Raw genomic sequence first — 22,129 nt, forward strand, 5'->3', positions numbered from 1 at the left:
CGTGCCGGGTGAAGCTGTCGGCCTGTCCAACCAGGACGACAGCTATGTGAAAGCAGGTTGTCTGCTGCAAATGCCACTCTGAAGATGCTCATCGAGAGCATGTACAAAGTGATACACGACAGGCTTTTCCAGACATATCCCGGATAAACGCTGTTGTCACCATGGCCCCTCGAATCGTGGCGGCATCCCGCGCGCCACATTCATTTCTTGGAGCCCGCCATGAATCGTCACGCCGAAATCGCCAGCCTGCACGGCTGGAGACTGTTTTCACTGCTGTCGCTGCTGGTACTGATCGTCACTTCCCTGGCCTTGTGGTCCCAGCCTCAATGGGTTGAAGCCCTGCGCAGCGCGATCCGGGCTACTGCCCGTACGTCCTTCATGTTGTTCCTCGCGACTTTCCTGGCGTCCTCGCTGGCAATCCTGGTGCCCACTGCCTTCACCCGCGGTTTATTGCGTGAGCGACGCTTCCTGGGATTGGCTTTCGCCTTTTCTCACGCCATACATGCAGTGCTGATCATTCTCTACGCAAATATCTTTCCCGAAACCTTCTGGCATGGCCGCACGGCCGCGGCGAACATTCCTGGCTCGATCGGATATCTGTTCATCATCCTGTTGACCGTCACCTCCTTCCCGGGTGCAGTGAAACTGCTCGGTGCCCGCACCTGGAAAGGCCTGCATAGCACCGGAACCTGGGTGATCGCCGGCATTTTCATCCTGTCCCTCTACAAGCGCATACCGATGGGGTCTTGGTACCCACTGGGCTTTGCACTGATCTTCAGTGCCATTGTCTTCAAGCTCATCGCGAAACTGGCCGTACGTTTGCGCAACAACACGCGTGCCGTTACAACGCCAAGCGCTACACGGTGATTCTTCTCTCAAGCTGACAAGCTATCTGGGCCGGTACTTCCCATTGCGGTAAATGCATGGCTTCAGTGGCATAGCGCAATGCAGCGATCGGCCTGATCTGCAATTTTTCCTCCTCCAGCAGCGCCCTTTTCTTTTCTGAAGAGGGCGTTTGTCGTTGTGCTGAATAAATCCTCCATCAAGACGTCTGCTCATCCTGCAGGAGAGATAACCCTGTTCCATTGCCCTGCCGTGCAGACCGGTAGCGACTTGCTTCACCGCCCTCCATTCGTGCTCGCGCAGTGCTGCAGGAACGCAAAAAGCCCGCATACCTTCAGGGTATGCGGGCTTGGGTGACACCCGAACGAACGGCGGATCAGATTCCCTTCCTGACCAGGTGCTCAGGGAGGAAATCAGCGAACGTTCATTCCTTGGCCTGGCTCAGCCTGCTGTACAGGTCGGAAGGGAACGGCTTGCCGTTGGCGTCGAACTGGCCCTTGCGGAACTGATAGACCTCGCCTTCGGAGAGGAAACCGTCATGGTTGGCGTCGATGGCGTCGAATTCGGCATTGGCCTTCGGCGCGACCGCCAATAATTCGGCCCGGGAAACACGGCCATCATGGTCGGTGTCGGTGCGGGCGAATGAGGCATCGCCACACTTGCCTTCACCGCATTTGCCTTCGGCCTGGGTGGTTTTCACCTGGGCGCCGCCAGCGCCGCACTTGCCCTCGCCACATTTACCCTCCCCGGCCTTTTCTGCCGAGGCGAGTTGATACCCCTGCGGCAGGGCTTCTACGGCAAAGGCTGCAGACGTCATGTTGAGACCGCCGACCAGGGCAACTGTGAGCAGGCCAAGGCGGGTCTTGTTAGGCAACTGGATACGAGACATTGTGCTTCTCCGGATTTCTATGATTGGCCTCATGGCCGAAAGCGCCAGTGAACGAGGCCCAGGGGCCGTTTCGTTCAGGCAGGCTCATTTGATCGGCGGCATGTGTCCGAGGCGTATCCCGAAACAGAGCCATTTGTAGCAAAACCCTGGAAACACGCAGGAAGATACAAAGAGATACACACCCAAATACCACCAGGAACTGGCCAGGCGGCTACGTGTACAGTGGACCCTGTTTAAAAGCGCTTGGGAATTTACGCCTTTTTTACTCGACATTTCCCCTCCGTCTCCAATACTCCCGGCATCGTCGACACAGGTTCATTCAATGCCACTTCCCGCCTTGCGCTTCATTGCCTTCATCATCGGAGTATTCCTGATCACCTTGGCTGTCGGCATGGTGATTCCCATGGCGACGCTGCTGGTCTACGAGCGCAGCGACGATCTGAGCGCCTTCGTCTGGTCTAGCCTGATCGCGCTTTGCGCGGGCCTGCTGCTGGTCGCTCGGGGCATACCCGATACGCCGCAACTGCGCGCCAGGGACATGTATCTGCTGACCACCGCCAGTTGGGTCGTCGTTTGCGCATTCGCGGCCCTGCCGATGGTGTTCATCCGGCATATCAGCTACACGGACGCATTCTTCGAGACCATGTCGGGAATCACTACGACCGGCTCGACGGTCTTGACCGGCCTGGACACGGCATCGCCCGGACGCCTTTCGTATCGTTGCGGTTACGGCATGGTTGGGCACCACCCGCGTTATGTCGTAAAGTAGCTGGTTGCCGAAAGAACCGTCATGGCCATAGCCATGGAGGGCTTTCATCCTTTACAAGTAAATGTGGTGAAGATGAACAAGCCTTTCATTTCGCTGTGCCCTGAAATTACTCGGGCACACGCGTTGATGCTGATGGATTGGTTGCAGGATGAGCGTGTCACCTGCTATCTGAGCGATTCGCGTCATGTCTCCCGCTCCATCGAGCAAGCCATCGATCGGACTCAATTGCCGATCCTGACCCATCTGTTCAACCGCGGCGGCCGATTCTTCATAGCCTATGACCGGCATGACGCGCCGGTGGGATTTGTCCGTCTCGTCAAGACCGGCTCAAATTGCGAGATCGTCCTGGCCATCGGAGACCGCAATAAATGGGGCCGACGTCTTGGTGCCCGCACGATCCGCGAAGGCATGAAGCTGGCCTTCTTTGACATGCGGGCCGCGAAACTGATCGCTAAGGTCCACCCTGACAACACCCGTTCGCTGAAAGCCTTCCTGCGCAGCGGCTTCGTGCTTGAAAGCGAAACGCCGACATTGAAGTCGTTTTCCATGACACTGGGGCGCTATCGCCAGCTATTGCGCGAAGGTGTTGTTAGCGACTCCTCTGGGATCTACATCACTGAAATCGACAAGGCCAGGCTCGAGCGTCTGCTTGCGCTTGAACAAGGCCCGGCCGTTGTCGAACTCGAACATGAGCTTGAGCGAGCCATTGTAGTCAAGCCGCAGAAGGTGGCGAGTACGGTTGTGACGATGAATTCCAGGGTCTTGCTGCAGCTGGACGATGAAGAGATCGAAGTGGCCTTGGTCTACCCTGAGGAAGCGGACAGCAATGCGGGGAAGCACTCCGTGTGTTCCGACATCGGTGCCGCCATTCTCGGCTACCAGGAGGGAGATACCATCGACTGGCGAATTTCTGAACGCAACTGCCGGATCGAGATCAGGAAAGTGCTTTACCAACCGGAGACTGCGGGACATTTTCATCTGTAGCCGCACGCCATTTGCAGTGCGATACATAATGCGCCTTGCTCGACACATCCTGGATGAACACCACTGACACAATGGCTCCACCGGGCGTCGGCATCCCGCCCGCCGCGCCCCCTCCAGAAGCTGCCATGACCCGTACCGCTGACACTCCCAACCTGCTTGCACGGGTACAGAGCCAACCACTGCGGCTTGAGCAATGGACGTGCTGCTCGGGCGGGTGATGCTGGTCTTGTCTTTCCTGCTTTCTAGCGATTCCAGGCCCGGTGCGATCGATTCAAAGCCCGAGCTCACTCAACCCAGGGTGGTCATCCGGCCGCCGCCCCAACGGCCAATGGTACTTGCGCTCACTTTCGCTAATCGGCAGGTCGTTGATACTCGAAAACCGCCGCTGCATGAGCCCGTTGGCAGCGAACTCCCAGTTTTCGTTGCCGTACGAGCGGAACCAGTTACCCGAATCGTCGTGCCATTCGTACGCATACCGTACCGCGATACGGTTATCGGCAAACGCCCACAGCTCCTTGATCAACCGGTAGTCCAGTTCCTTGTGCCATTTACGTTCCAGAAACGCCTGCACCTGGGCGCGGCCCTCGATGAACTCGCTGCGGTTACGCCAATGGGTATCTTCCGTATACGCCAGCGCCACTTTGGCTGGGTCCCGTGAGTTCCAACCGTCTTCGGCTCCCCGGACTTTCTGGATGGCCGTTTCCAAGGTGAATGGCGGCAAGGGTGGGCGTGATGCTTCGGTCATCTCGGTGTCCTCTGTAAATGATCTGGCGCATTAAGCTATAGCTCAACCAAGCCGACTTGGTGCGGCCGCTATATTCCTAACCTGCCGATACATATCAATCCAACTAAGCGATCAGGTTATAAGGTAGACCAATTCATTCTCCTCTCCCTCTCGCGTCCCTGCCAGAATCCATCTCGCCAGCGGTCTACCGCCGCCGCTCTACAACGGGCCTTTCCTCCCCACAAACCCTGCCCTCGCCCATCCCCAGGAGCTGCATATTCATGAAGAAACTCACTGCCCTCACCGCCCTTACCCTGGCTGTCCTTTCCGGCGTGGCCCATGCCGATCGCCTGGCGGATATCAAGCAAGCCGGCGTGCTGCGTGTCGCGGCCTTCGACAGCAACTCGCCGTTCGGCTTCGTCGACGCCAAGAGCAAGCAGATCGAAGCCCTCGGCCAGGCCCTGCAGAACAGCCGCCGTTACCGCCAGGGAGGTGCGTGAGGCATGGACTTCTCGGTGATTGTCGACAACCTGCAGTACCTGTTGGTAGGCGCCTACCCCGACGGCCCGCTCGGTGGCGCCGCGCTGACCCTATTGCTGGCACTGCTCTCAGGCCTGGCCTCGGCTGTGCTGGGCCTGGGGCTGGGCATCGCCCTGGCAGTGCTGCGCGGCTGGCCGCGGTGGGTACTGGTGACGGTGCTGGGTTTCTTCCGCGCCATCCCGGTGCTGATGCTGATCTTCTGGAGCTACTTCCTGTTGCCGATCGTCTTCAAGGTCGACGTGCCGGCACTGGCCACGGTGGTCTGTGCGCTGTCATTGATCGGCGGCGCTTACCTTGCGCATTCGGTGTATGCCGGCATCCACAGCCTGCCCGCCGGCCAATGGGCGGCGGCGAAGGCCTTGGGCCTGCGACCCGCGCAGGTGCTGCGGCTGGTCATACTGCCCCAGGCGTTGCCGATCATGCTGCCGTCGTTTCTCAACCAATGGATCTCGCTGATCAAGGACACCTCGCTGGCCTATGTGATCGGGGTAGGTGAGCTATCGTTCGTGGCGACCCAGGTAAGCAATCGGGTGATGGTGCATCCCACGGAGATCTTCCTCTTCGTCGCCCTGCTCTACTTCTTGTTGTGCTCCACGCTCGACCTGCTGGCTGGATTGTTGGCCCGACGACATTCTTCAAGACAGTTATCTCATTAAACACATAGCAGGCAGTTCTATATGCCCACACCACGGATCCCTGTTCTGCTGAGTGTAAATATTCAACGAAACCAAAAGGTTTTGGCGCGGCACGGGCATTGTGCGTGATCTCTCCTGGCAATAAAAAAATGTCTGCAAAGGCATGAAAAAAATAACGCGCCCCGCCACTTGGCCTTCGCCCTCGCTCGCCTTTTTTGAACGCGTTGACCCCTCCAAGAAAGTGGCTAGCCTAGAAACACACCACGCGCTTGCTCATGGGGTGAGCGCAGCTGCAAAGAGGCAGGGACGCTCTTATGGACACCTATCAATATGATTATTCCTATGCGTTGACCCAGGACAAAGTCAACGACATCATGCGCAACAACTTGGCATCGGTATCGATGCCCCTCGCCTATACCGACCACGACCCCATGACCGGTGCGATCACCATGCTCGATGTCCATCTGGATGTCTGGAGCATGGCCGACGGTGGCCAAAACGGCCTGATGAAGCTCAATGTGCCCATCAAGGATGGCAGCCTGAGCATCTCGAACCTCCCCGGCGTCAATGGTGAATGGAATATGGCTGGGGTCAGTTTGTTGCTGGAAATCACGCTAGGCTGGATGGGCCCCGGCAGCCAGCAAACACTCAGCGGCGAAGGGGCGGCGACCCAACTGGTGTTTTCCCCGAGCCAAGGCGCAACGCCTGATGATCCCGGTTATGTCGCGATTCTCACGGTCACCGACCCTTCCGGCCTGCTGACGAGTGCTGCCATCGGCATGCTCAAGCAGATCATCCAGGCGGCGTTCTACGAAAACCGGGGCAACCTGCAGTATGTGTTCGCCGGGGTCGTCCCGGTACCGGCAGGGGCGTCGAGCTGGCTGCGCCCGTACAAGTGGCAGTATTACATTGCATCGGGTGACATCGAGGCGCTGTGCTTCTTGTCCATGCTGGACGATACGCCCTTCCCATCAACTCCCGCATTCGATTCGACGGCATTGGTTCCAGGAGCCAATGCCGTCGCGCTCATTTCGCAGGCGGCATTCTTCAAGTACACATTGCTACCGGGCGTCCAAGCAACGTTCCCGGGTGGAGCGTTCTCCGTCAGCCAAGCGAACCAACACTCGCTGATTGCCAATAATGGCCCGTTCACCGTGGTGGTGGGCGGCGACTCGATCAACACCACCCATTTTTCCCTTTGGCCTTCAGATGCAGGCGACGGTTTGCAGACCTCTTCGGCAGGTGGCGGTCCCCTCACCTTCCTGTTCGGCCTCGCCGATCTGCCTGACGCGTCCTACAGCTGGACCACCCAGACGGTCAATCCGCTGTCGCTGGACGTCTCCACTGGCGTCATGACCTTCAAACAGGATCCGAACCCGAAGACCACCCACGACCAGGACATCCCATGGTACGACTACATCATTCTGGTGGGGCTGGGCCTGACACTGGTCGGCCTGATCGCTGACATCACCGATGCCGTCAATGACTTCGGCGACCAAGTCAACGACATCGGCATGTCCAACATCAACGCAACCCTGCAGGCCACCCTCGGCAATCATGCGGTGAATGTCACCGACCTTCTGGATTGGCAGGCAAACGGCCAGTCGTTCACGTTGACCGACGGCGGACTCGACGGCGCCCTCTACGTGCGTGGAAATCTTTCTTGAGCGTTCCAGGTGCCCGGTACGGGTTCCATGCCGGGAAATTGATCCATCCAGGAGGAAACAGCCAATGGCCGTCACGACCGACAACACCGCGATCGCCCCGGTACCCGTAGCGCAAGTCGACACCCACCCAACGGCCGATACCTATGATTGGGATACCGTGGTGGCCTTGCATTTCGATACCACCAATACCGCCCTTACCGACAACTGGAGCAGTGTCGATGATCGGGCCAAAACCCTTTCCCAGGCCGCCAGCGACGACCCTACCTACCAGATCCAGGCCAGCCTGGGCGCCTGGCAATTGACCACTGGTGGCGATGGCAAAAACATCAATATGAGCGTGCCGATCGTCAGTGGTGTCTACCAAGCGGGCACCAACAGCTATCCGCTCGACGGGCTGGGCATGAGCGCTGTCATCCAGATCAACATGGACTGGATTCCCGATCCGGGCCAGCTGTCCTTCGTGATCAACAGCGGTGTAAGCGCCATCGTCACCGACCTTGACAACAACATCATCGATGCGGCGCTGATCAGCGAGTTCGAAGCCAACGGTGTCACCATCACCAGCGAGTCACCGCTGTCGCCGGTCAAGCCGTCGGCCGCCTGGTTGATCGCCGCAGCCGACAATACCTTCTATTACCTATTCCTCAGCCAAGACAAGGACCAGAACCAGTTCCTGTCCGTTTACCAATACACCGAAGCCTTCAAAAGTCAGCTCTGCGCCCTCAGCGAGGAGGCCGGGGGTACGCCAGCCGTCGTGGTTATCACTGTGCTGAACCCTCCGAACGCCGGCACCATCGGTAATGCGGTGCTTCCGGATCTTCTGAGCGAATGGTTCAACAGCAACATCGCCTACTTCAACTTCGTGTTCTCGGTCATCGACCTGACCCCCCAGCTTGCGCAATCGCCCAATTACACCTGGATCGACCCGACCGCCACCAGCTATGCAGTGATCGACCAGCAGACCATGGAGAGCTCGGTGATGGGGGTGATGACCATGGTGCAAAACAATGCGCCCGGCACCAATCACCAGGTTTCGCCCAACGCCATTCCCTCCGGCAGCGATGCTAACGGTGCTGACGTGGGGCTGTTGATCAGTGGCCCGAACTTCATGAAGAACATGATGCTCGGAGGCGCCAAGCACCTGTTCGACGATGCCAGCGACGAGGACTTCTCGATCTTCAACGATGGTTTGTCGATCAAGAACGTCAACGACTTGGTCTACGGCTACTTCAAGATGGAAGACGACCCCGACGCCACCACGCCGGACAACGGCTACTCTGCCCAGTTGGACGAGGGTACGCTGCCTCAGGGGCTGGTCGATGCCTTCAAGCAATACAATGGCAACGGCGGCTACTTCTACAACCCTGACCTGCGCGGCGATACCGTCAGGGTCAATGTCAAGGGCAGCCAGTGGTTTCTCAGCGGCAGCGGCGGCGAGTACATCGTCGATCTCGAGAACGGCCAGCTCGAGTTCTACACAGCCACCCAGGTCAGCATTCCTGCGGGGCAGTTCGAGATGAACCTGGAGCACAGTTTCCTCGAAATCAAGTTCATCGACCTGACCTACGCCCAGAGCTGGCAGTACGACGTGCACATCAACTACACCGAGCAAGTCAACCTTGGCCTGAAGACGGTCACTACCTCGACGGGGGCGACGAAGCAGATCTTCAACTTCACCCAGTCAGCTCGCGACATGACCATCAATGTCACCAAGACCCAAGCGGAGATCACCTTCGAGATCGTGTTGGGTGCCGTCACGGCCACGCTAGCGCTGGTAGCCGTGTTGGGCCCGATCGTCGATGGCCTGGCCGGCGCAGCGGAGGTCACGGTCGAAGGCGTGGACGAAGGCAGCGCCCTGCTCAATGAATCTTCCTTCGTTGATGAGCTCAGCGGTAGTGAGGAAGCGGACGCGCAGAACCTTGCCAATGAGCAGGATGCCTTGAGCGTGAGCGCCAACCAGACCGGTGGGCGGATGACGAGCATCAAGAACGCTTTCAACTCCACCCGCTGGAAAGTGTTTGGCGGAATCACCGGTGCCATCGCCGCCGCCTCAGGGGTGGAGATCGCCGTCTCCGCCATCCTGGCGTCGGTGTACAACAACGAATGGGAGAATGTGCCTGGCTTCGATGCCTTCGCCAATGACGCCATCGAGCCGTACACCTTCCCCGGCGTCAACGGCTATGACCTCACCTCGGCGTGGCTCGCCGACTCGCTTCAAATCGGCCTGAAAACCAAATGACCGCAACGGCGTACGGAACAAGGAGACGCGATATGGCGAGCAACACAGGGGTCTACACCTACAACTGGGATACCGCCTTCGCCATCCCTGTTCCAGACGTCAACAAATCCATCGTCGACCAGCAGTCGTCTCCGCCGGCGTTTTCCCTTACGGCGCCGGATGCGTACACAGTCTCGGCCCATTTCGGCGACTGGCAGATCTGCATGGGAGGGGATGGCAAGAATGTACGTTTTGCCATCCCCATGACCGAAGTCGTGGTGGACTACAGCAACGGCCAGCGCGTGGCCTGCGAAACGGGCGCGGCGGTCATTGAAATCAACCTGCACTACATTCCCCATGATGTATCGGGTGATGTCCCGTCCAACCCTGTCGCGCTGGTCGCGAAAACCACTTCGGATGACCCATCGACTCCCGTGGCCGCCCTGGTCGGGCAAGTAACGCTGTCTCCTGACCCCGGGACCGTCACCAGTGCAGTGTTCGGACAGGCGTTGCTGGAATGGATCAACGAAAACCTGGAGGCATTCAGCCATATCTTCTCGGTCGTCGATCTCAACCGCATGATCGACCAACAACAGTGGGGCTTCGTGACCCCCAACTACACAAGCTACGCCTACCTCGATGGCGCCACGCTGGAAGACAGCGTCCTGGGTGTACTCACCATGACCGGCGATCGTAGCGGTGAAGCCCTGAGCGACCAGATATCGCCCTCGGCGATACCCGCGGGAAGCGAAGCCGGGTTCCTGGTCTCCCAGGAACGAACGCTCTATGACCTGATACGCCCGGCGATCATGGTCGCCTACCCCGGGCTGACCGATGACAACTTCCTGATGAGCGACGACAAGACCCGCCTCTACCTGGTGCAGGGGGTATCCGTCGACATGCCGCCGGTGCAGCAAGGCAGCTCGACCTACTACCCTAAGCTCACCGCACTTACCGTGGAAACCGACGGCGAGACATTCACCGTCACCAGTACCACCACGACCTACATCACCTTTGGCATCACCTCGCAGACGACCGCCACCAACTGGTACACCCTGAACCTCGGGACGTCGAACAACGGCCAAACCATCACCTTCATCCAGACGCAGCCGACGGATCAGCAATACACCGTCCACCAGGACCCCGGCGTGGTCATCACCGAAGTCATCCTGTCGATCATCATCGGCCTGGTTTCCGTGATCTGCGCCCCTCTCACCGACGGAGCCTCGATCGTCGTAGGCGGCTTGGTGATCGGCCTGTTGTTGGGGGCCTCGCAGATCGCCACAGGCGCCATCGAGTCGGTCAACAAGGACACGTCGCCCGCCGTCGACCTGCTCATGGTCAATGCCGTCGACCCGATCAAATGGACGGGCAGTTCGTCGTTCACGCTGGACTACGTGCACCCGAACATTTCACTGCAACTGGGCGGTGATCCGCTGTTCGTCTAGGCCTTCAGGCACAGAGACAGCTTACCCTGCCCCGACGGAGCAACAGGAGCCATACCATGGCGAGCCAGTCGACCCACTTCGTGAAGTACCGCTTGAAAGACAGTGCCCAGGGCGAACATTACCTGACTTTCTCTTCCCGGGCGCCTAGGGTTCCGGTGGACGGAAAGGATCATGCGCTCGTTCGCAAGGTCGCTGAAACCGACCAACAGGCGGCTGATGCGATCACGTGGCTGATCCAGGAAATGACCGCCAATGAGCAGCGCTTCTTTGCCTGGCTGGGAGGCGATGCTTCGCGTATGGAGCATTTCATGCAAGACCCGATCGGCGCATTGAAACAGGCCATTCCTGAGCTATCAGAGGCCTTCTATGCGCAACTTGCCGCCTTGCCGAAGCTGTACGCACGCCGTCGGTAGCGACGCTGCTGCTCATCCTTCGGCAACTTCGAGCAACCCGATGTCACGAGAACGGCCCTTGAGTTGGGTCACGGGTGGACGTCTGCGTTATCTATACGTTTCGTCAGGAATGGGGATGTAGTCCCCAGGTATATATATGCGCGGGCACGGGGCGAATGCGGGTGCCGTTATGAGTACGGAAGTTTGAAACGGCGCTGGCCCTTCAGTTAAAAGCTCATTGAAATCGTTACGGGCATCAATGAACTTTTAACGAATTAGAAATGGGCTGGCCACCCTTTGTTTTCGGGCAAGCATCGAGCGCCGCCCGCGCGGCGCATCGTGCAAACAGGGGTGCCTTATTGCGCCAGAAAACACAACGACGTATTCTCGCGCAACTTCCGAATTATCGACGGAAGTTGCGCCGCTATATGGCCATTACTTGCATAAAGCCATCACATGAACTTGAACATTCCCACCACCGAAGATATATGCAAGTGGTTGCTGGATGCTGGCGCACTTCAAGCCACGGATATCCAGCGTGCCGCCCGCTTGGGCGTGGCACAAGGCATTGGCGAGGATGAAAAGTTGCGCACGCTGTTACGCCTGGGAGCGGTAAAAGAGCAGCAAATGGCCACTGCCTCGCCGGCTTGACCTTGAGCGGCGTGGTCCTGAGCACCGATGCCAAGCTGGCCTACCTGCGCGACGGCAACGAGCCGGCGCACAAGGTCGAACTAGGCGCGACCCTGGGCAGTGGCTGGACCCTCAGCCACCTCACCGCGACCACCGCCACCTTCACCCGCAATGCCCAGACCTACACGCTCAGCCTGCCCCTGCCGCGCTTGCCCGCGCCACCCAAGGCTTCCGTCATCACACCGTCACGTACTCCATCACTATGACCATGCACCTATCTTCGCGTTTTCTCCTGCCGACAGTGCGCACACCGTTGCTGGGCCTATGTGTCGCTGTCGCCCTGGCCGGGTGCACCCCTCCCAGGCAAGGCCTGCAGACTGACCAGGCGCTGATGCGCGAAGCCCTCGAGGGGGCCGGAGCGCCGCTGCCACCTGCGCACAGGCACCGACGACCGCTCGCAGCGATACGATTGCCGCGAGCCCTACACGGCGCATCATCGAAGGCGACCAAGCCTTCGTTCGCCCGTCGTCAAGCGCCGCGCGCACGCCTGCCCCGGAGCCCGGTGACATCGTCTTCAATTTCACCGACCAGCCGATCGAGGCCGTGGTCAACAGCATCATGGGCGACCTGCTGCATGAGAACTACAGCATTGCCCAAGGTGTGCAGGGCACGGTCAGCTTTTCCACCTCAAGTTCGAAGAGCCGCGATCGTACCGAGCTGGTCGTGCTGATCACACCGAAGGTGGTGAACAACCCCGAGCAGGCGCGCCAGGTGACGGCGGAGTATCGCCAGCAGATGCAATTGTTGAAAGCCCAGGCGGCGGGGTCCTGAACCCATTGGGGCTGCTGCGCAGCCCATCGCGGCACGAGGCCTCACACGGTACAAGTCGGACCGCCGCCCCTACAGGACCTACAGTATTACCCTGCCCGGCCCCGCATCAGATCCCGTCGCGGGCCAGGTCCATCGCGAAGTAGGTCAGGATCAGGTCGGCGCCAGCACGCTTGATCGAACCGATGCTCTCGCGCACCACCCGTGCCTCGTCGATGGCACCGGCCAAACCACCGAACTTGATCATCGCGTACTCGCCACTGACCTGGTAGGCCGCCAGCGGCAGGCGCGAGGCGGCGCGGATGTCGGCGATCACGTCGAGGTAGGCGCCGGCCGGCTTGACCATCAGCACATCGGCCCCTTCCTGCTCGTCGAGCAGCGACTCGCGCACGGCTTCGCGGCGGTTCATCGGGTTCATCTGGTAGCTCTTGCGGTCGCCCTTGAGCGCGGTACCGCCGGCTTCGCGGAACGGGCCGTAGAGCGAAGAGGCGAACTTGGTCGAGTAGGCCATGATGGCCGTGTCATGGAAGCCTGCGCCGTCCAGGGCGCTGCGAATGGCCTGGACCTGGCCGTCCATCGCTGCCGACGGGGCGATGAAATCGGCACCGGCGGCAGCGGCCACCACCGCTTGCTTGCCCAGGTTGGCCAGGGTGGCGTCGTTGTCCACGCCATGGTCGTGCAGCACGCCGCAATGGCCGTGGCTGGTGTATTCGCAGAAGCAGGTGTCGGACATCACCACCATTTCCGGCACGGTGTCCTTGCAGATACGCGCCATGCGCGCCACCAGGCCGTTTTCGTTCCAGGTATCGCTACCGGTCGCGTCCAGGTTGTGCGAGACGCCGAAGGTCATCACCGACTTGATGCCGGCGCGGGCGTAGCGCTCGATTTCGCTGGCGAGCCGCTTCTCGGGAATGCGGTTGACCCCCGGCATGCTGGTGATGGGCACGAAATCGTCGATACCTTCTTCGACGAAGATCGGCAGGATCAGGTCGTCGAGGCGGAATTCGGTCTCCTGGAACAGGTTGCGCAACGATGGGTTCTGGCGCAGGCGACGTGGGCGGACGATGGGGAAGTTCGACATTGGAGCTCCAGACAAGTTTTGCTACCCGCCACCTTAAGTCGTAGGGCCGCCACTGACCAGTCCTGACGTGAAGAATATGTGTTGCGCCCCGGGCAACAAAACCAGGTGGGCGCGGTATCGCGCCCGTCCGGGTGTCCGCTCAGCGACAATCGGTCGCAATCACTTGGGCAGCGGATACAGCGCCTCGTCGAACTGCGACAGCTTGGGGAACTCCAGTGGCAGGTCGTCCGAAAGGTGGGTCAGGCGTTGCTGGTAGTCATGCAAAAACCCTTTGCGCGCCTCGTCGCTGATGTACGGCACGTGCCAGGCCACGAACGGTGGCAGCACCTCGAAGCCGACATAGGCCAGGGTGCCACGCAGGATCGGCCGCAGCATGTCCTCCAGCGGCCCGTGGATGGCACCGTCGCCGAACATGTGCTCGCGCCCGCCCAGGGTCACGGTCACCAGCGCCTTCTTGCCCACCAGCCCGCCCTGGTCGTAGAAACGCTTGCCGCCGTAACACACACCGGAGACCAGCACGCGGTCGATCCAGCCCTTGAGCATGGCCGGGGCGGAGAACCAGAAGATCGGGAAGTTCAGCACCAGTAGGTCAGCCCACAGCAGCTTGTCCAGTTCGGCCTGGATATCCGCGGCGATGGAGCTACTCTTGACCCCCAGGCGCTGCTCCAGGGCATATACCAGGTAGTCGGGGTTCTCCCGGGTGCCGAAGTCTTCGGCGCTGGCCACCGGGTTCCAGCCCATGGCGTACAGGTCGCTGACCTGCACCTGATGGCCCTGGGCGGTGAAGGTCTCGACTGCCTGGTCGCGCAGGGCGGCCGTGAAGGATTGCGGCTCGGGGTGAGCGTGGACGATCAGTACATTCATGAAAGGGTCCTTGCTAGTGAATCGTTGGGGCTGCTTCGCAGCCCTTCGCGGTGGTCCGGGCAAGCCGCTCCTATAGGCGGCGTGCAGTGGCTGTTGGCTTCAGACCTGTACGGCCTTCACTTCGACAAACTCACCCAAGCCCTCCTCGCCCCATTCCCGACCATTGCCGGATTGCTTGTACCCGCCGAACGGCGCGCGGTAGTTGAACCCGGCCCCATTGACGAAGCACTGCCCGGCGCGCATCTGCCGCGCCAGCTCCAGGCCGCGCTCGCGGCTACCGGCCCAGACGGCGCTGGACAGGCCGAACGGCGAATCGTTGGCCATCTCGACTGCCTGGGCCTCGTCGGCATAGGGAATCAGGCACAGCACCGGCCCGAAGATTTCCTCCTGGGCGATGCGCATGCGGTTGTCGACGTCGGCAAATAGCGTAGGCGCCACATAGTAGCCCCGCTCGAAGTCCGTGGCGGTGTCGCCGCCGCATAGCAGCCGCGCACCCTCCTCCTGGCCCAGGCGAATGTAGTCCAGCACGGTGCGCCGCTGCCCAGCCGAACACATCGGGCCAAGGAAGCTGCGCGGGTCACGCGGGTCGCCCATGGTGAGCACCTGGGTTTCTGCCACCGCGATCTCCAGGGCCTGCGCATAGCGCTCGGCCGGCAGCAGCATGCGGGTGAGCGCCGTGCAGGTCTGCCCGGAGTTGATCATCACGTCCTGCACCCCATGGCGCACGGCCGCTTCCAGGTCGGCATCGGCGGTGATCAACAGCGGCGACTTGCCGCCCAGCTCCAGGCACACGCGCTTGACCGTCGGCGCGGCGGCCTGGGATACCCGCACCCCGGCGCCGGTGGAGCCGGTGAACGACACCATGTCCACCTGCGGGTGCCGGGCCAGGGCCTCGCCCACCTTAGAGCCTGGCCCGCTGACCAGGTTGAACACACCCGCAGGCAGACCGATGGCGTCGATCATCTCGGCCAGCAGGAAGGCATGCAGCGGCGTTTCCTGGCTGGGCTTGACCACCACCGTGCAGCCGGCGGCCAAGGCCGGGGCCAGCTTGCCGATCATCTGGTGCAGCGGGTAGTTCCAGGGGTTGATGAAAGCGCATACCCCCACCGCCTCGCGGTACACAAGTGAATGGCCGACTTCGCGCACCTCGTCCATCAACCCGGCCAATTCGCTGTACTGCTCCAGCCCCTCGATCGGGCCATCGACCTGAACCATCTGGCACCACTGCACCGGCATGCCCAGCTCGGCGGTGATCACATCGGCCATTTCCCCGGCCTTGGCCTTCAGTTGCGCGGCCAGGGCACGAATGTAACCAGCGCGCACACCGGAGGGTGTGCGCGACCAGGCGCCGAACGCACGCCGGGCAGCCGTCACCGCGCGCTCCACGTCCTGCTCGTCGCCCAGCGGTACGCGGCCGATGGCGGCCTCGCTGGCCGGGTCGATGACCTCGGCCATGCCCTGCCCGCTCGGCAATTGCCAGGCACCGTCGATGTACAGCCGCGGGTACTCACGCATGGGCCTGTTCCTCCACTAAGGCCCGCGCACAACGGGCGATACGCCGGCACGCGTCGTCCAGCGCCTCGGCGCCGAGCACCAGGCCCAGACGGATATGCCCGGCGGCGCTCGGCCCGAAGGCCTCGCCTGCCAGCACCGATACCCCTTCACGGTCCAGCAAGCGGTCGGCGAAGGCCTGGGCGCTCAGGCCGGTCTCGCGGATATCGACCATCACGAACATGCCGCCATCAGGCTTGAGCGCCTTGATGCCCGGGCAGCCTGCCAGGCGCTCGCAGACCAGGTCGCGGCGCTGGCGATAGGCGTCGCGCATCGCCTCGAGTTCCGCCAACGGCTGTTCCAACGCCACGACCGCGGCATCCTGGATGAAATCGGGCGAGCCGTAGAGCATGCACAGGGCAAGGTTTTCCAGGTGGCCGGCCAGCTCGGCTGAACCCACCACCCAGCCGACCCGCCAGCCGGTCATGGCGTGGGACTTGGACAGGCTGTTGAGCGTCGCGGTGCGCTCGGCCATGCCCGTCAGGCTGCCGGGGCTGACGTGCTCGCCGTCGTACAACAGCTCGCTGTAGACCTCGTCGGAAATCAGCCACAGGTCATGGGCGATGCACAGCTCTGCCAGCGCCTCCCAGGTAGCGCGCGGCAGGCTCGCCCCCGATGGATTATGCGGGCTGTTCAGGGCCAGGGCACGGGTACGGGGGGTGATGCGCGCAGCTACATCCGCGGGGCACACGCGAAAACCGTTCTCCGGCTTGACCGGCACCGGTACCACGGTCGCGCCACAGGCGCCGAACACGGCCTCGTAGGTGACGTACATCGGTTCGGCGACGATCACCTCGTCGCCCGGTTCCAGCACGCACTGGGCTACGCAGAACAACGCGCACTGGGCCCCGGCCAGCACGGTGACTTGGTCGGCATCCACCTTCTGGCCGCTGCGTTGCTGGTGGCGACGGGCAATGGCCTGGCGCAGGGCCAGCTTGCCGCGCACGTCCGAATAATGGGTATGGCCGTCGCGCAAGCTGTCGATGGCCGCCTCGACGATGGGCGCCGGGGTATCGAAGTCGGGGTCGCCCACCGACAGCAGCAGGATGTCCTTGCCCTCGGCCTGCATCGCCAGGGCGCGGTAGTGGATGTCCCAGGCGGCGGCGCCGTCGCCGGCGATGCGTTGGGTCAGCGTGGAAAAGCGCATGGCAATCCTCCGTCAGTGGGCACAGGCGTGCTTGAGTTCGACCAGGGTCACGCCGTTGCGGGCAAAGCCCGCCTGCAGCTCCTGTTGCAGCTCGTCGAGGCTGCGCGGTTGCGCCACGGTGCAGCCGAACGCCCGACCGAGCGCGGCGAAGTCCGGGTTGCGCGGCAATACACCGATGGGCTCGATGTCCAGGCCGAGCATGTCGTCGCGGATCTGGCCCAGGGCATCGTTGTTCCACAACAGCACCACCAGCGGGCGGTCCAGCTCCTCGACCGCGGTGGCCAGCTCCTGGGCGGTATAGAGGAAACCACCATCGCCCACCAGCACCAGGCCTGGGCGGTCATCACTGGCGAACATGCCGCCGATACCCGCTGGCAGGCCATAGCCGAGGGTGCCGTAGCCGGTGGGGTGCAGCCAGCTGCGTGGGGCCCGGCTGGTGAAGGCATAGTTGCCGGTGTAGGCCAGCTGGGTCATGTCGCTGCTGATGAAGGCGTTTTCCGGCAAGACAGCAGCGATACGGTCGAGGATCGCCTGGTGGATGCCTTGCAGCGGGCCATGGCCTGCGCGGATCGCCTGGCGCAGGTAGGCCACCGCCTCGATAGCGGCGCCGGCGTCGCGCTGAACGTGCGGCAGGTGTTCCAGCAGGCCCGCCAAGGTCTGCCGGGCATCGCCATGCAAGGCCAGAGCACAAGGGTAGAAGTCGTTGAACTTGCGTGGGTCGATATCCACCCGCAGCAAGTCACCACGAAGCGGCAGGCGCTCGCGCCAGAAGTCGGTGTCGGCCATTTCCGTACCCACTGCGAGCACCACGTCGGCTTCGGCGATCATCTGCCAGCCAGGTTCCACGCACAGGCTGGCACCGGCATTCAAAGGCGACTCAGGCGGCAGCAGGCCCTTGCCGGCCACACTGGTGAACACCGGCGCCGCCAGGCGCTCGCTCAGTTGCCGCAGTTCATCGGCGGCCTGCAAGGCGCCGCCACCGGCGATGATCATCGGTCGCTTGGCAGCAGCGAGCTTCAAGGCCGCCTGATCCAGGCTGTCACGGTCCGGCAGGCCACGCCCGGGGCGGCGTACCACCTCGGCGCTCCAGTCCCGGGCGACCGGGGCCGCCAGTACGTCCAGCGGCACGGAGATATGCACCGGGCGTGGGCGCTCGCTGTCGAACACGGCCCAGGCACGGGCGATCAGCTCTGGCAGGTCCTCGGCGCACAGGGCCACGGCGGAGAACGCGGTGATCGGCGCGGTCATGGCGCGCTGATCCTGGGTTTCGTGCAGACAACCCCAGCCTTTGCCCAGGCTTGCGGTGTGGTTGACGCTGGAGATCACCAGCATCGGGATGGAGTCGGCATAGGCCTGGCCGATGGCGGTGGCCGCGTTGGTCACGCCGGGGCCAGTGATGACGAAACACACGCCCGGCTTGCCGCTGACCCGGGCATAGCCGTCGGCCATGAAGCCGGCGCCCTGTTCATGGCGGGTCAGCACATGGCGGATGCCGCTGCCCGGCAAGCCCCGGTACAGCTCCAAGGTATGGACCCCAGGGATACCGAACACGGTATCCACGCCATAGTTACCCAGCAGCCGCACCAGGGCCTGGCCGGCGGTCATGGAAGGTTCATGCATGTCGTTCTCCTTGCGGCTGGCCGAGGCGGATCAGCGCATCGACCGCGGTGGTGCCCTGGGCACCGACCATCAATGGGTTCACGTCCAGCTCCAGCAAGCGGCCTGTGTTCTCGCAGGCGTAGTCGGCCACGGCGCGGATCGCCGCCACCAAGGCGTCGAGGTCGGCCGCCGGGCGCCCGCGGAAGCCTTGCAGCAAGCCGGCGCTGCGCAGGCCCAGCACGGCATTGCGGATGGCGCCGTCGGTGGTGGGAAGCAACAGGTTGACACTGTCCTTGAGCAGCTCCACCAGCACCCCGCCCGCACCGATCACCAGGGCCAGGGCGAAGTCGTTCTCGCGCTTGATACCGACGATCAGCTCGGCCAGCGGCGCCTCGGCCATGGGCTCGAGCAGCACCTGGTCGAACGGCACGTTCGGCGCGTAGGCCGCGATACGCTCGCGCATCTGTTTGAGCGCCGCCTCCAGGGCGCTGGCGTCACGCAGGTTGAGCGCCACGGCGCCGGCTTCGGTCTTGTGCGGCAACTGTGCGCTGACCGCCTTGAGCACCAGAGGGAAGCCCACCCCGGCGGCCTCGGTGACAGCCTGCCCGGGCGTGGTCAGCACACCGGCCGGCACCGGCAGGCCAAACGCGCGCAGCGCCTGCTTGGATTGCCATTCATCGAGCATTTGCACCTGGCCATCCAGCGCCTGTGGGCACAGCGGTACCAGGGCCGACTCGCCCAGTGCCAGCAAGCGCGGGCGGTTCCGTTGGTAGGCGACGATCCGCCCCCAGGCCGCCAGGCCGTCCTCCACGCCCTGCAAGGCGGCGATGCCATGGGCGTGCAGGCGCTCGCGGGCGCAAGCCGGCAGCAGCTCCGGAAAGGCCGAGGTGACGAAGCCGACCTTGCCATGACGCGCCAGGGCGTCGCAGTAAAGCCCCAGCAGCAGGTCGCACTCCTTGCGCTCGCCGGTGAACTGCGCCGGGTAGTCCAGCACCAGCATGGCCGCGTTGGCATCACCGCACAGGGCACTGTCGAGCATGCGTTCGAGCGCGGCGGCATCGCCCCAGATCGCCGTGGTGAAGTCCAGCGGGTTGACCAGGTTGGCGTAGGCCGGCAGCACCTGGGCCAGCTCATCTACCTGCCCCTGTTCGAGTGGAGGCAGAGCCAGGTCATTACGCTCGGCATAGTCGGCGATCAATCCGGCGTCGCCACCGGAACACGCCAGGGCGATCAGGCGGCCATCCTTGGGCAGTTGCCCGCAGGCGGCGGCCTTGAGGGTTTCGACAAAGCTTACCGGGCCGCTCACGCGGATCACGCCCAGACGCTGGAACAGGCTGTCGTACAGGGCGTCGGAGCCCGACAGCGAACTGGTGTGGCTGAGCGCGAGTTCGGCACCGATCTGCGAGACGCCGGTCTTCAGGGCGATCACCGGGATGCCTCGCTCCAGGGCCTTGTGCGCGGCGCGGGCAAAGCCGGGCACGTTCTTAAGGCCTTCCAGGTGCAGGCCGATGGCCGTTACCCGTTGCTCATCCAGCAGCACATCCATCAGCTCGGCTACGCCCAGTTGCGCCTGGTTGCCGACCGAGGCCATGTAGGCTACCGGCAGCGAGCGGTCGCTCATCGACAGGTTGTAGGCGAAGTTGCCGCTCTGGGTCAGGATCGCCACGCCCTTCTCCACCTGCTTGCCGCCATGGGCGACTGGCCACAAGGCAGCGCCATGTAGGTAGTCGAGCAGGCCGTAACAGTTAGGGCCGAGCAAGGCCATGGAACCGGCGGCCTCGAGCAGGCGCTGTTGCAACAGGCGCCCTTGTTCGCCGCTCTCGGCAAAGCCCGAGGCATAGCAGATGGCGCCACCGGCACCGAGCTCGGCCAGGGCCTGGACACATTGCAGGGTCAGGTCTTTGTTGGTGGCGATGAACACGGCGTCCGGTGCACAGGGCAGGTCGGCGATGCTCGGCACGCACGGCACGCCGTCCAGGCTTTCGTGCTGCGGGTTGACCAACCACATCTGGCCGGCGAAGCCGCCTTCGACGCAGCGCTTGAGCGCCCGTGCCATGCTGCGGCCACCGACGAAGGCCAGGTGCCTGGGTGCCAGCAGGCGCTTGAGGTTGTCACGGATCGAATGCGACATGGGGTTCTCCAGGCCGATCAGCGCAGCAAGGGGCGCAGCAGTTCACGGGAAATGATGTGCCGCTGAATCTCCGAGGTGCCCTCCCAGATGCGCTCGATGCGCGCGTTGCGCCAGATGCGCTCCACCGGCCCTTCGTCCATCAGGCCCATCCCGCCGAAGATCTGCACCGCCTCGTCGGCGACCTTGCCCAGCACTTCGCTGGCGAATAGCTTGGCCATACCGGCCTCGCCGTCGGTCATACTGCCTTGGTCCATCTTCCAGGCGGTGTGCAGGGTCAGCAGCTCCGCGGCGCGAATCTGCGTGGCCATGTCGGCGAGCTTGAACGACACCCCTTGGTAGCTGCCGATCGCCTGGCCGAACTGCTTGCGATCGGCCGACCATTGCAGCGACAGGTCCAGGGCGCGCTGGGCCTGGCCGACGCAGTTGGCGGCGACCATCACCCGGCCGGCGGTGAGCCAGGCGTTGGCGACTTCCCAGCCCTTGTCCACTTCACCCAGTACCTTGCTGGCCGGCACGCGGCAGTCGTCGAAGAACAACTCGTAGGTGTGGTAGCCGCGGTTGCTCACGCACTTAGGCCCACGGCGTACGGTCATGCCCGGGGTGCCGCGGTCGACCAGGAAGGCAGTCACGGCGTTGCGCTTGCGCCCGTTGTGCTCGTAGGTATCGGTGACGGCGAAGACGATGGCGAAGTCGGCGTGGCCCGCGTGGCTGATGAAGTGCTTGCTGCCGTTGATCACGAAGTCATCGCCGTCGCGCACGGCGCGGGTCTTGATGGCGTTGGCGTCGGAGCCGGCGCCTGGCTCGGTGAGAGCGAAGCAATCGATCTTCTCGCCTTGCACGCACGGCAGCAGGTAGTCATTGATCTGCTCGTCCTTGCAGGCCATGAGGATCTTCGAGGGGCGTGCGACAAAGACATGCAGGGCCCAGGACACCTTGGACAGCTCGCGTTCGATCAGCGCCTGGGACAGGTAGTCCAGGCCACCGCCACCGACCTCCTCAGGCATGTTGAAGGCGTAGAAGCCGGCGGCGATGGCCTTGCCGCGGATTTGCGCAGCAAGCTCCGGCGACACGGCATCGGCGCGGTCCACCTCTTCCTCGTAGGGCAGCAGCTCCTTGTTAACGAAGCTGCGTACCGCTTCCACCAACATTTCTTGTTCTTGGGTGAGTTGGAAATTCATCTGGAATGGTC

19 protein-coding genes and 2 pseudogenes are annotated in these 22,129 nt (G+C 62.5%); 12 read left to right on the forward strand and 9 right to left on the reverse strand.

Going from position 1 to position 22,129, the window contains the following annotated elements; translation table 11 throughout:
* The first annotated feature begins 219 nt into the window (after positions 1-219).
* Positions 220-867, forward strand: a complete 648-nt coding sequence (locus tag IRZ56_RS12760) for a hypothetical protein (RefSeq protein WP_196145271.1) — start codon at positions 220-222, stop codon at positions 865-867.
* 400 nt (positions 868-1,267) lie between these two features.
* Here IRZ56_RS12760 and IRZ56_RS12765 read toward each other — a convergent pair whose 3' ends face one another.
* A complete protein-coding gene (locus tag IRZ56_RS12765) occupies positions 1,268-1,732 on the reverse strand; it encodes a hypothetical protein (RefSeq protein ID WP_196145272.1) in 465 nt (154 codons plus the stop codon).
* A 322-nt stretch (positions 1,733-2,054) separates the two neighbouring features.
* On the opposite strand from IRZ56_RS12765, the pseudogene IRZ56_RS12770 reads away from it, so the two are divergent.
* Together IRZ56_RS12770 and IRZ56_RS12775 are read left to right on the forward strand one after the other, a co-directional pair.
* Positions 2,055-2,474 (forward strand): annotated as a pseudogene (locus tag IRZ56_RS12770) (potassium transporter TrkH); the annotation flags it as partial.
* Positions 2,475-2,522: 48 nt separating this feature from the next.
* Positions 2,523-3,485 carry a bifunctional GNAT family N-acetyltransferase/nucleoside diphosphate kinase regulator gene (locus IRZ56_RS12775; protein WP_196145273.1) on the forward strand — a complete coding sequence of 321 codons (963 nt, stop codon included), beginning with the start codon at positions 2,523-2,525 and terminating at the stop codon, positions 3,483-3,485.
* Between the two features lie 271 nt (positions 3,486-3,756).
* Here the strand turns inward: IRZ56_RS12775 and IRZ56_RS12780 are convergent, their stop codons facing one another.
* Positions 3,757-4,230 (reverse strand): DUF1348 family protein, encoded by a 474-nt coding sequence (locus IRZ56_RS12780; protein WP_196145274.1) that lies wholly within the window; start codon positions 4,228-4,230, stop codon positions 3,757-3,759.
* A 260-nt stretch (positions 4,231-4,490) separates the two neighbouring features.
* Here IRZ56_RS12780 and IRZ56_RS12785 point away from each other — a divergent pair.
* From IRZ56_RS12785 to IRZ56_RS12825, 9 genes and pseudogenes are all read left to right on the forward strand, one after another.
* Positions 4,491-4,661, forward strand: a pseudogene (locus IRZ56_RS12785) (amino acid ABC transporter substrate-binding protein); the annotation flags it as partial.
* A gap of 51 nt (positions 4,662-4,712) precedes the next feature.
* Positions 4,713-5,405 (forward strand): amino acid ABC transporter permease, encoded by a 693-nt coding sequence (locus IRZ56_RS12790; RefSeq protein WP_196145275.1) that lies wholly within the window; start codon positions 4,713-4,715, stop codon positions 5,403-5,405.
* A 293-nt stretch (positions 5,406-5,698) separates the two neighbouring features.
* Positions 5,699-7,051 (forward strand): TULIP family P47-like protein, encoded by a 1,353-nt coding sequence (locus tag IRZ56_RS12795; protein ID WP_196145276.1) that lies wholly within the window; start codon positions 5,699-5,701, stop codon positions 7,049-7,051.
* A 64-nt stretch (positions 7,052-7,115) separates the two neighbouring features.
* On the forward strand, positions 7,116-9,290 hold the full coding sequence (locus tag IRZ56_RS12800; protein WP_196145277.1) for a TULIP family P47-like protein: 2,175 nt from the start codon (positions 7,116-7,118) through the stop codon (positions 9,288-9,290).
* 32 nt (positions 9,291-9,322) lie between these two features.
* On the forward strand, positions 9,323-10,717 hold the full coding sequence (locus IRZ56_RS12805; RefSeq protein WP_196145278.1) for a TULIP family P47-like protein: 1,395 nt from the start codon (positions 9,323-9,325) through the stop codon (positions 10,715-10,717).
* Between the two features lie 56 nt (positions 10,718-10,773).
* Positions 10,774-11,130, forward strand: a complete 357-nt coding sequence (locus tag IRZ56_RS12810; protein ID WP_196145279.1) for a hypothetical protein — start codon at positions 10,774-10,776, stop codon at positions 11,128-11,130.
* 435 nt (positions 11,131-11,565) lie between these two features.
* Positions 11,566-11,760: a hypothetical protein gene (locus IRZ56_RS12815; RefSeq protein WP_196145280.1), complete on the forward strand. Its 195-nt coding sequence runs from the start codon at positions 11,566-11,568 to the stop codon at positions 11,758-11,760.
* A 2-nt stretch (positions 11,761-11,762) separates the two neighbouring features.
* Positions 11,763-12,005: a hypothetical protein gene (locus IRZ56_RS12820; RefSeq protein ID WP_196145281.1), complete on the forward strand. Its 243-nt coding sequence runs from the start codon at positions 11,763-11,765 to the stop codon at positions 12,003-12,005.
* 337 nt (positions 12,006-12,342) lie between these two features.
* A complete protein-coding gene (locus IRZ56_RS12825; RefSeq protein ID WP_196145282.1) occupies positions 12,343-12,570 on the forward strand; it encodes a hypothetical protein in 228 nt (75 codons plus the stop codon).
* Between the two features lie 106 nt (positions 12,571-12,676).
* Here the strand turns inward: IRZ56_RS12825 and hemB are convergent, their stop codons facing one another.
* The 7 genes from hemB to IRZ56_RS12860 form a co-directional block, all read right to left on the reverse strand.
* Positions 12,677-13,648, reverse strand: a complete 972-nt coding sequence (gene hemB / locus IRZ56_RS12830) for a porphobilinogen synthase (RefSeq protein ID WP_084857879.1) — start codon at positions 13,646-13,648, stop codon at positions 12,677-12,679.
* 159 nt (positions 13,649-13,807) lie between these two features.
* The gene (locus tag IRZ56_RS12835) at positions 13,808-14,512 is read right to left on the reverse strand and encodes an NAD(P)H-dependent oxidoreductase (protein ID WP_196145283.1); all 705 of its coding nucleotides are present in this window, start codon (positions 14,510-14,512) and stop codon (positions 13,808-13,810) included.
* Positions 14,513-14,611: 99 nt separating this feature from the next.
* The gene (locus tag IRZ56_RS12840; protein ID WP_196145284.1) at positions 14,612-16,027 is read right to left on the reverse strand and encodes an aldehyde dehydrogenase family protein; all 1,416 of its coding nucleotides are present in this window, start codon (positions 16,025-16,027) and stop codon (positions 14,612-14,614) included.
* Positions 16,020-17,210, reverse strand: a complete 1,191-nt coding sequence (locus IRZ56_RS12845; protein ID WP_196145285.1) for a pyridoxal phosphate-dependent aminotransferase — start codon at positions 17,208-17,210, stop codon at positions 16,020-16,022. Before IRZ56_RS12845 ends, IRZ56_RS12840 begins: the two co-directional genes overlap by 8 nt.
* A gap of 12 nt (positions 17,211-17,222) precedes the next feature.
* Positions 17,223-18,830, reverse strand: a complete 1,608-nt coding sequence (locus tag IRZ56_RS12850) for a 5-guanidino-2-oxopentanoate decarboxylase (protein ID WP_196145286.1) — start codon at positions 18,828-18,830, stop codon at positions 17,223-17,225.
* A complete protein-coding gene (locus IRZ56_RS12855; protein ID WP_196145287.1) occupies positions 18,823-20,940 on the reverse strand; it encodes an acetate--CoA ligase family protein in 2,118 nt (705 codons plus the stop codon). Before IRZ56_RS12855 ends, IRZ56_RS12850 begins: the two co-directional genes overlap by 8 nt.
* A 17-nt stretch (positions 20,941-20,957) precedes the next feature.
* Positions 20,958-22,118 (reverse strand): acyl-CoA dehydrogenase family protein, encoded by a 1,161-nt coding sequence (locus IRZ56_RS12860; RefSeq protein ID WP_084857888.1) that lies wholly within the window; start codon positions 22,116-22,118, stop codon positions 20,958-20,960.
* Positions 22,119-22,129 lie beyond the last annotated feature (11 nt).

Origin of the sequence: Pseudomonas guariconensis (assembly GCF_015680235.1) — a bacterium.
In the GTDB taxonomy this organism is placed as follows: Bacteria; Pseudomonadota; Gammaproteobacteria; order Pseudomonadales; family Pseudomonadaceae; genus Aquipseudomonas; species Aquipseudomonas guariconensis_A.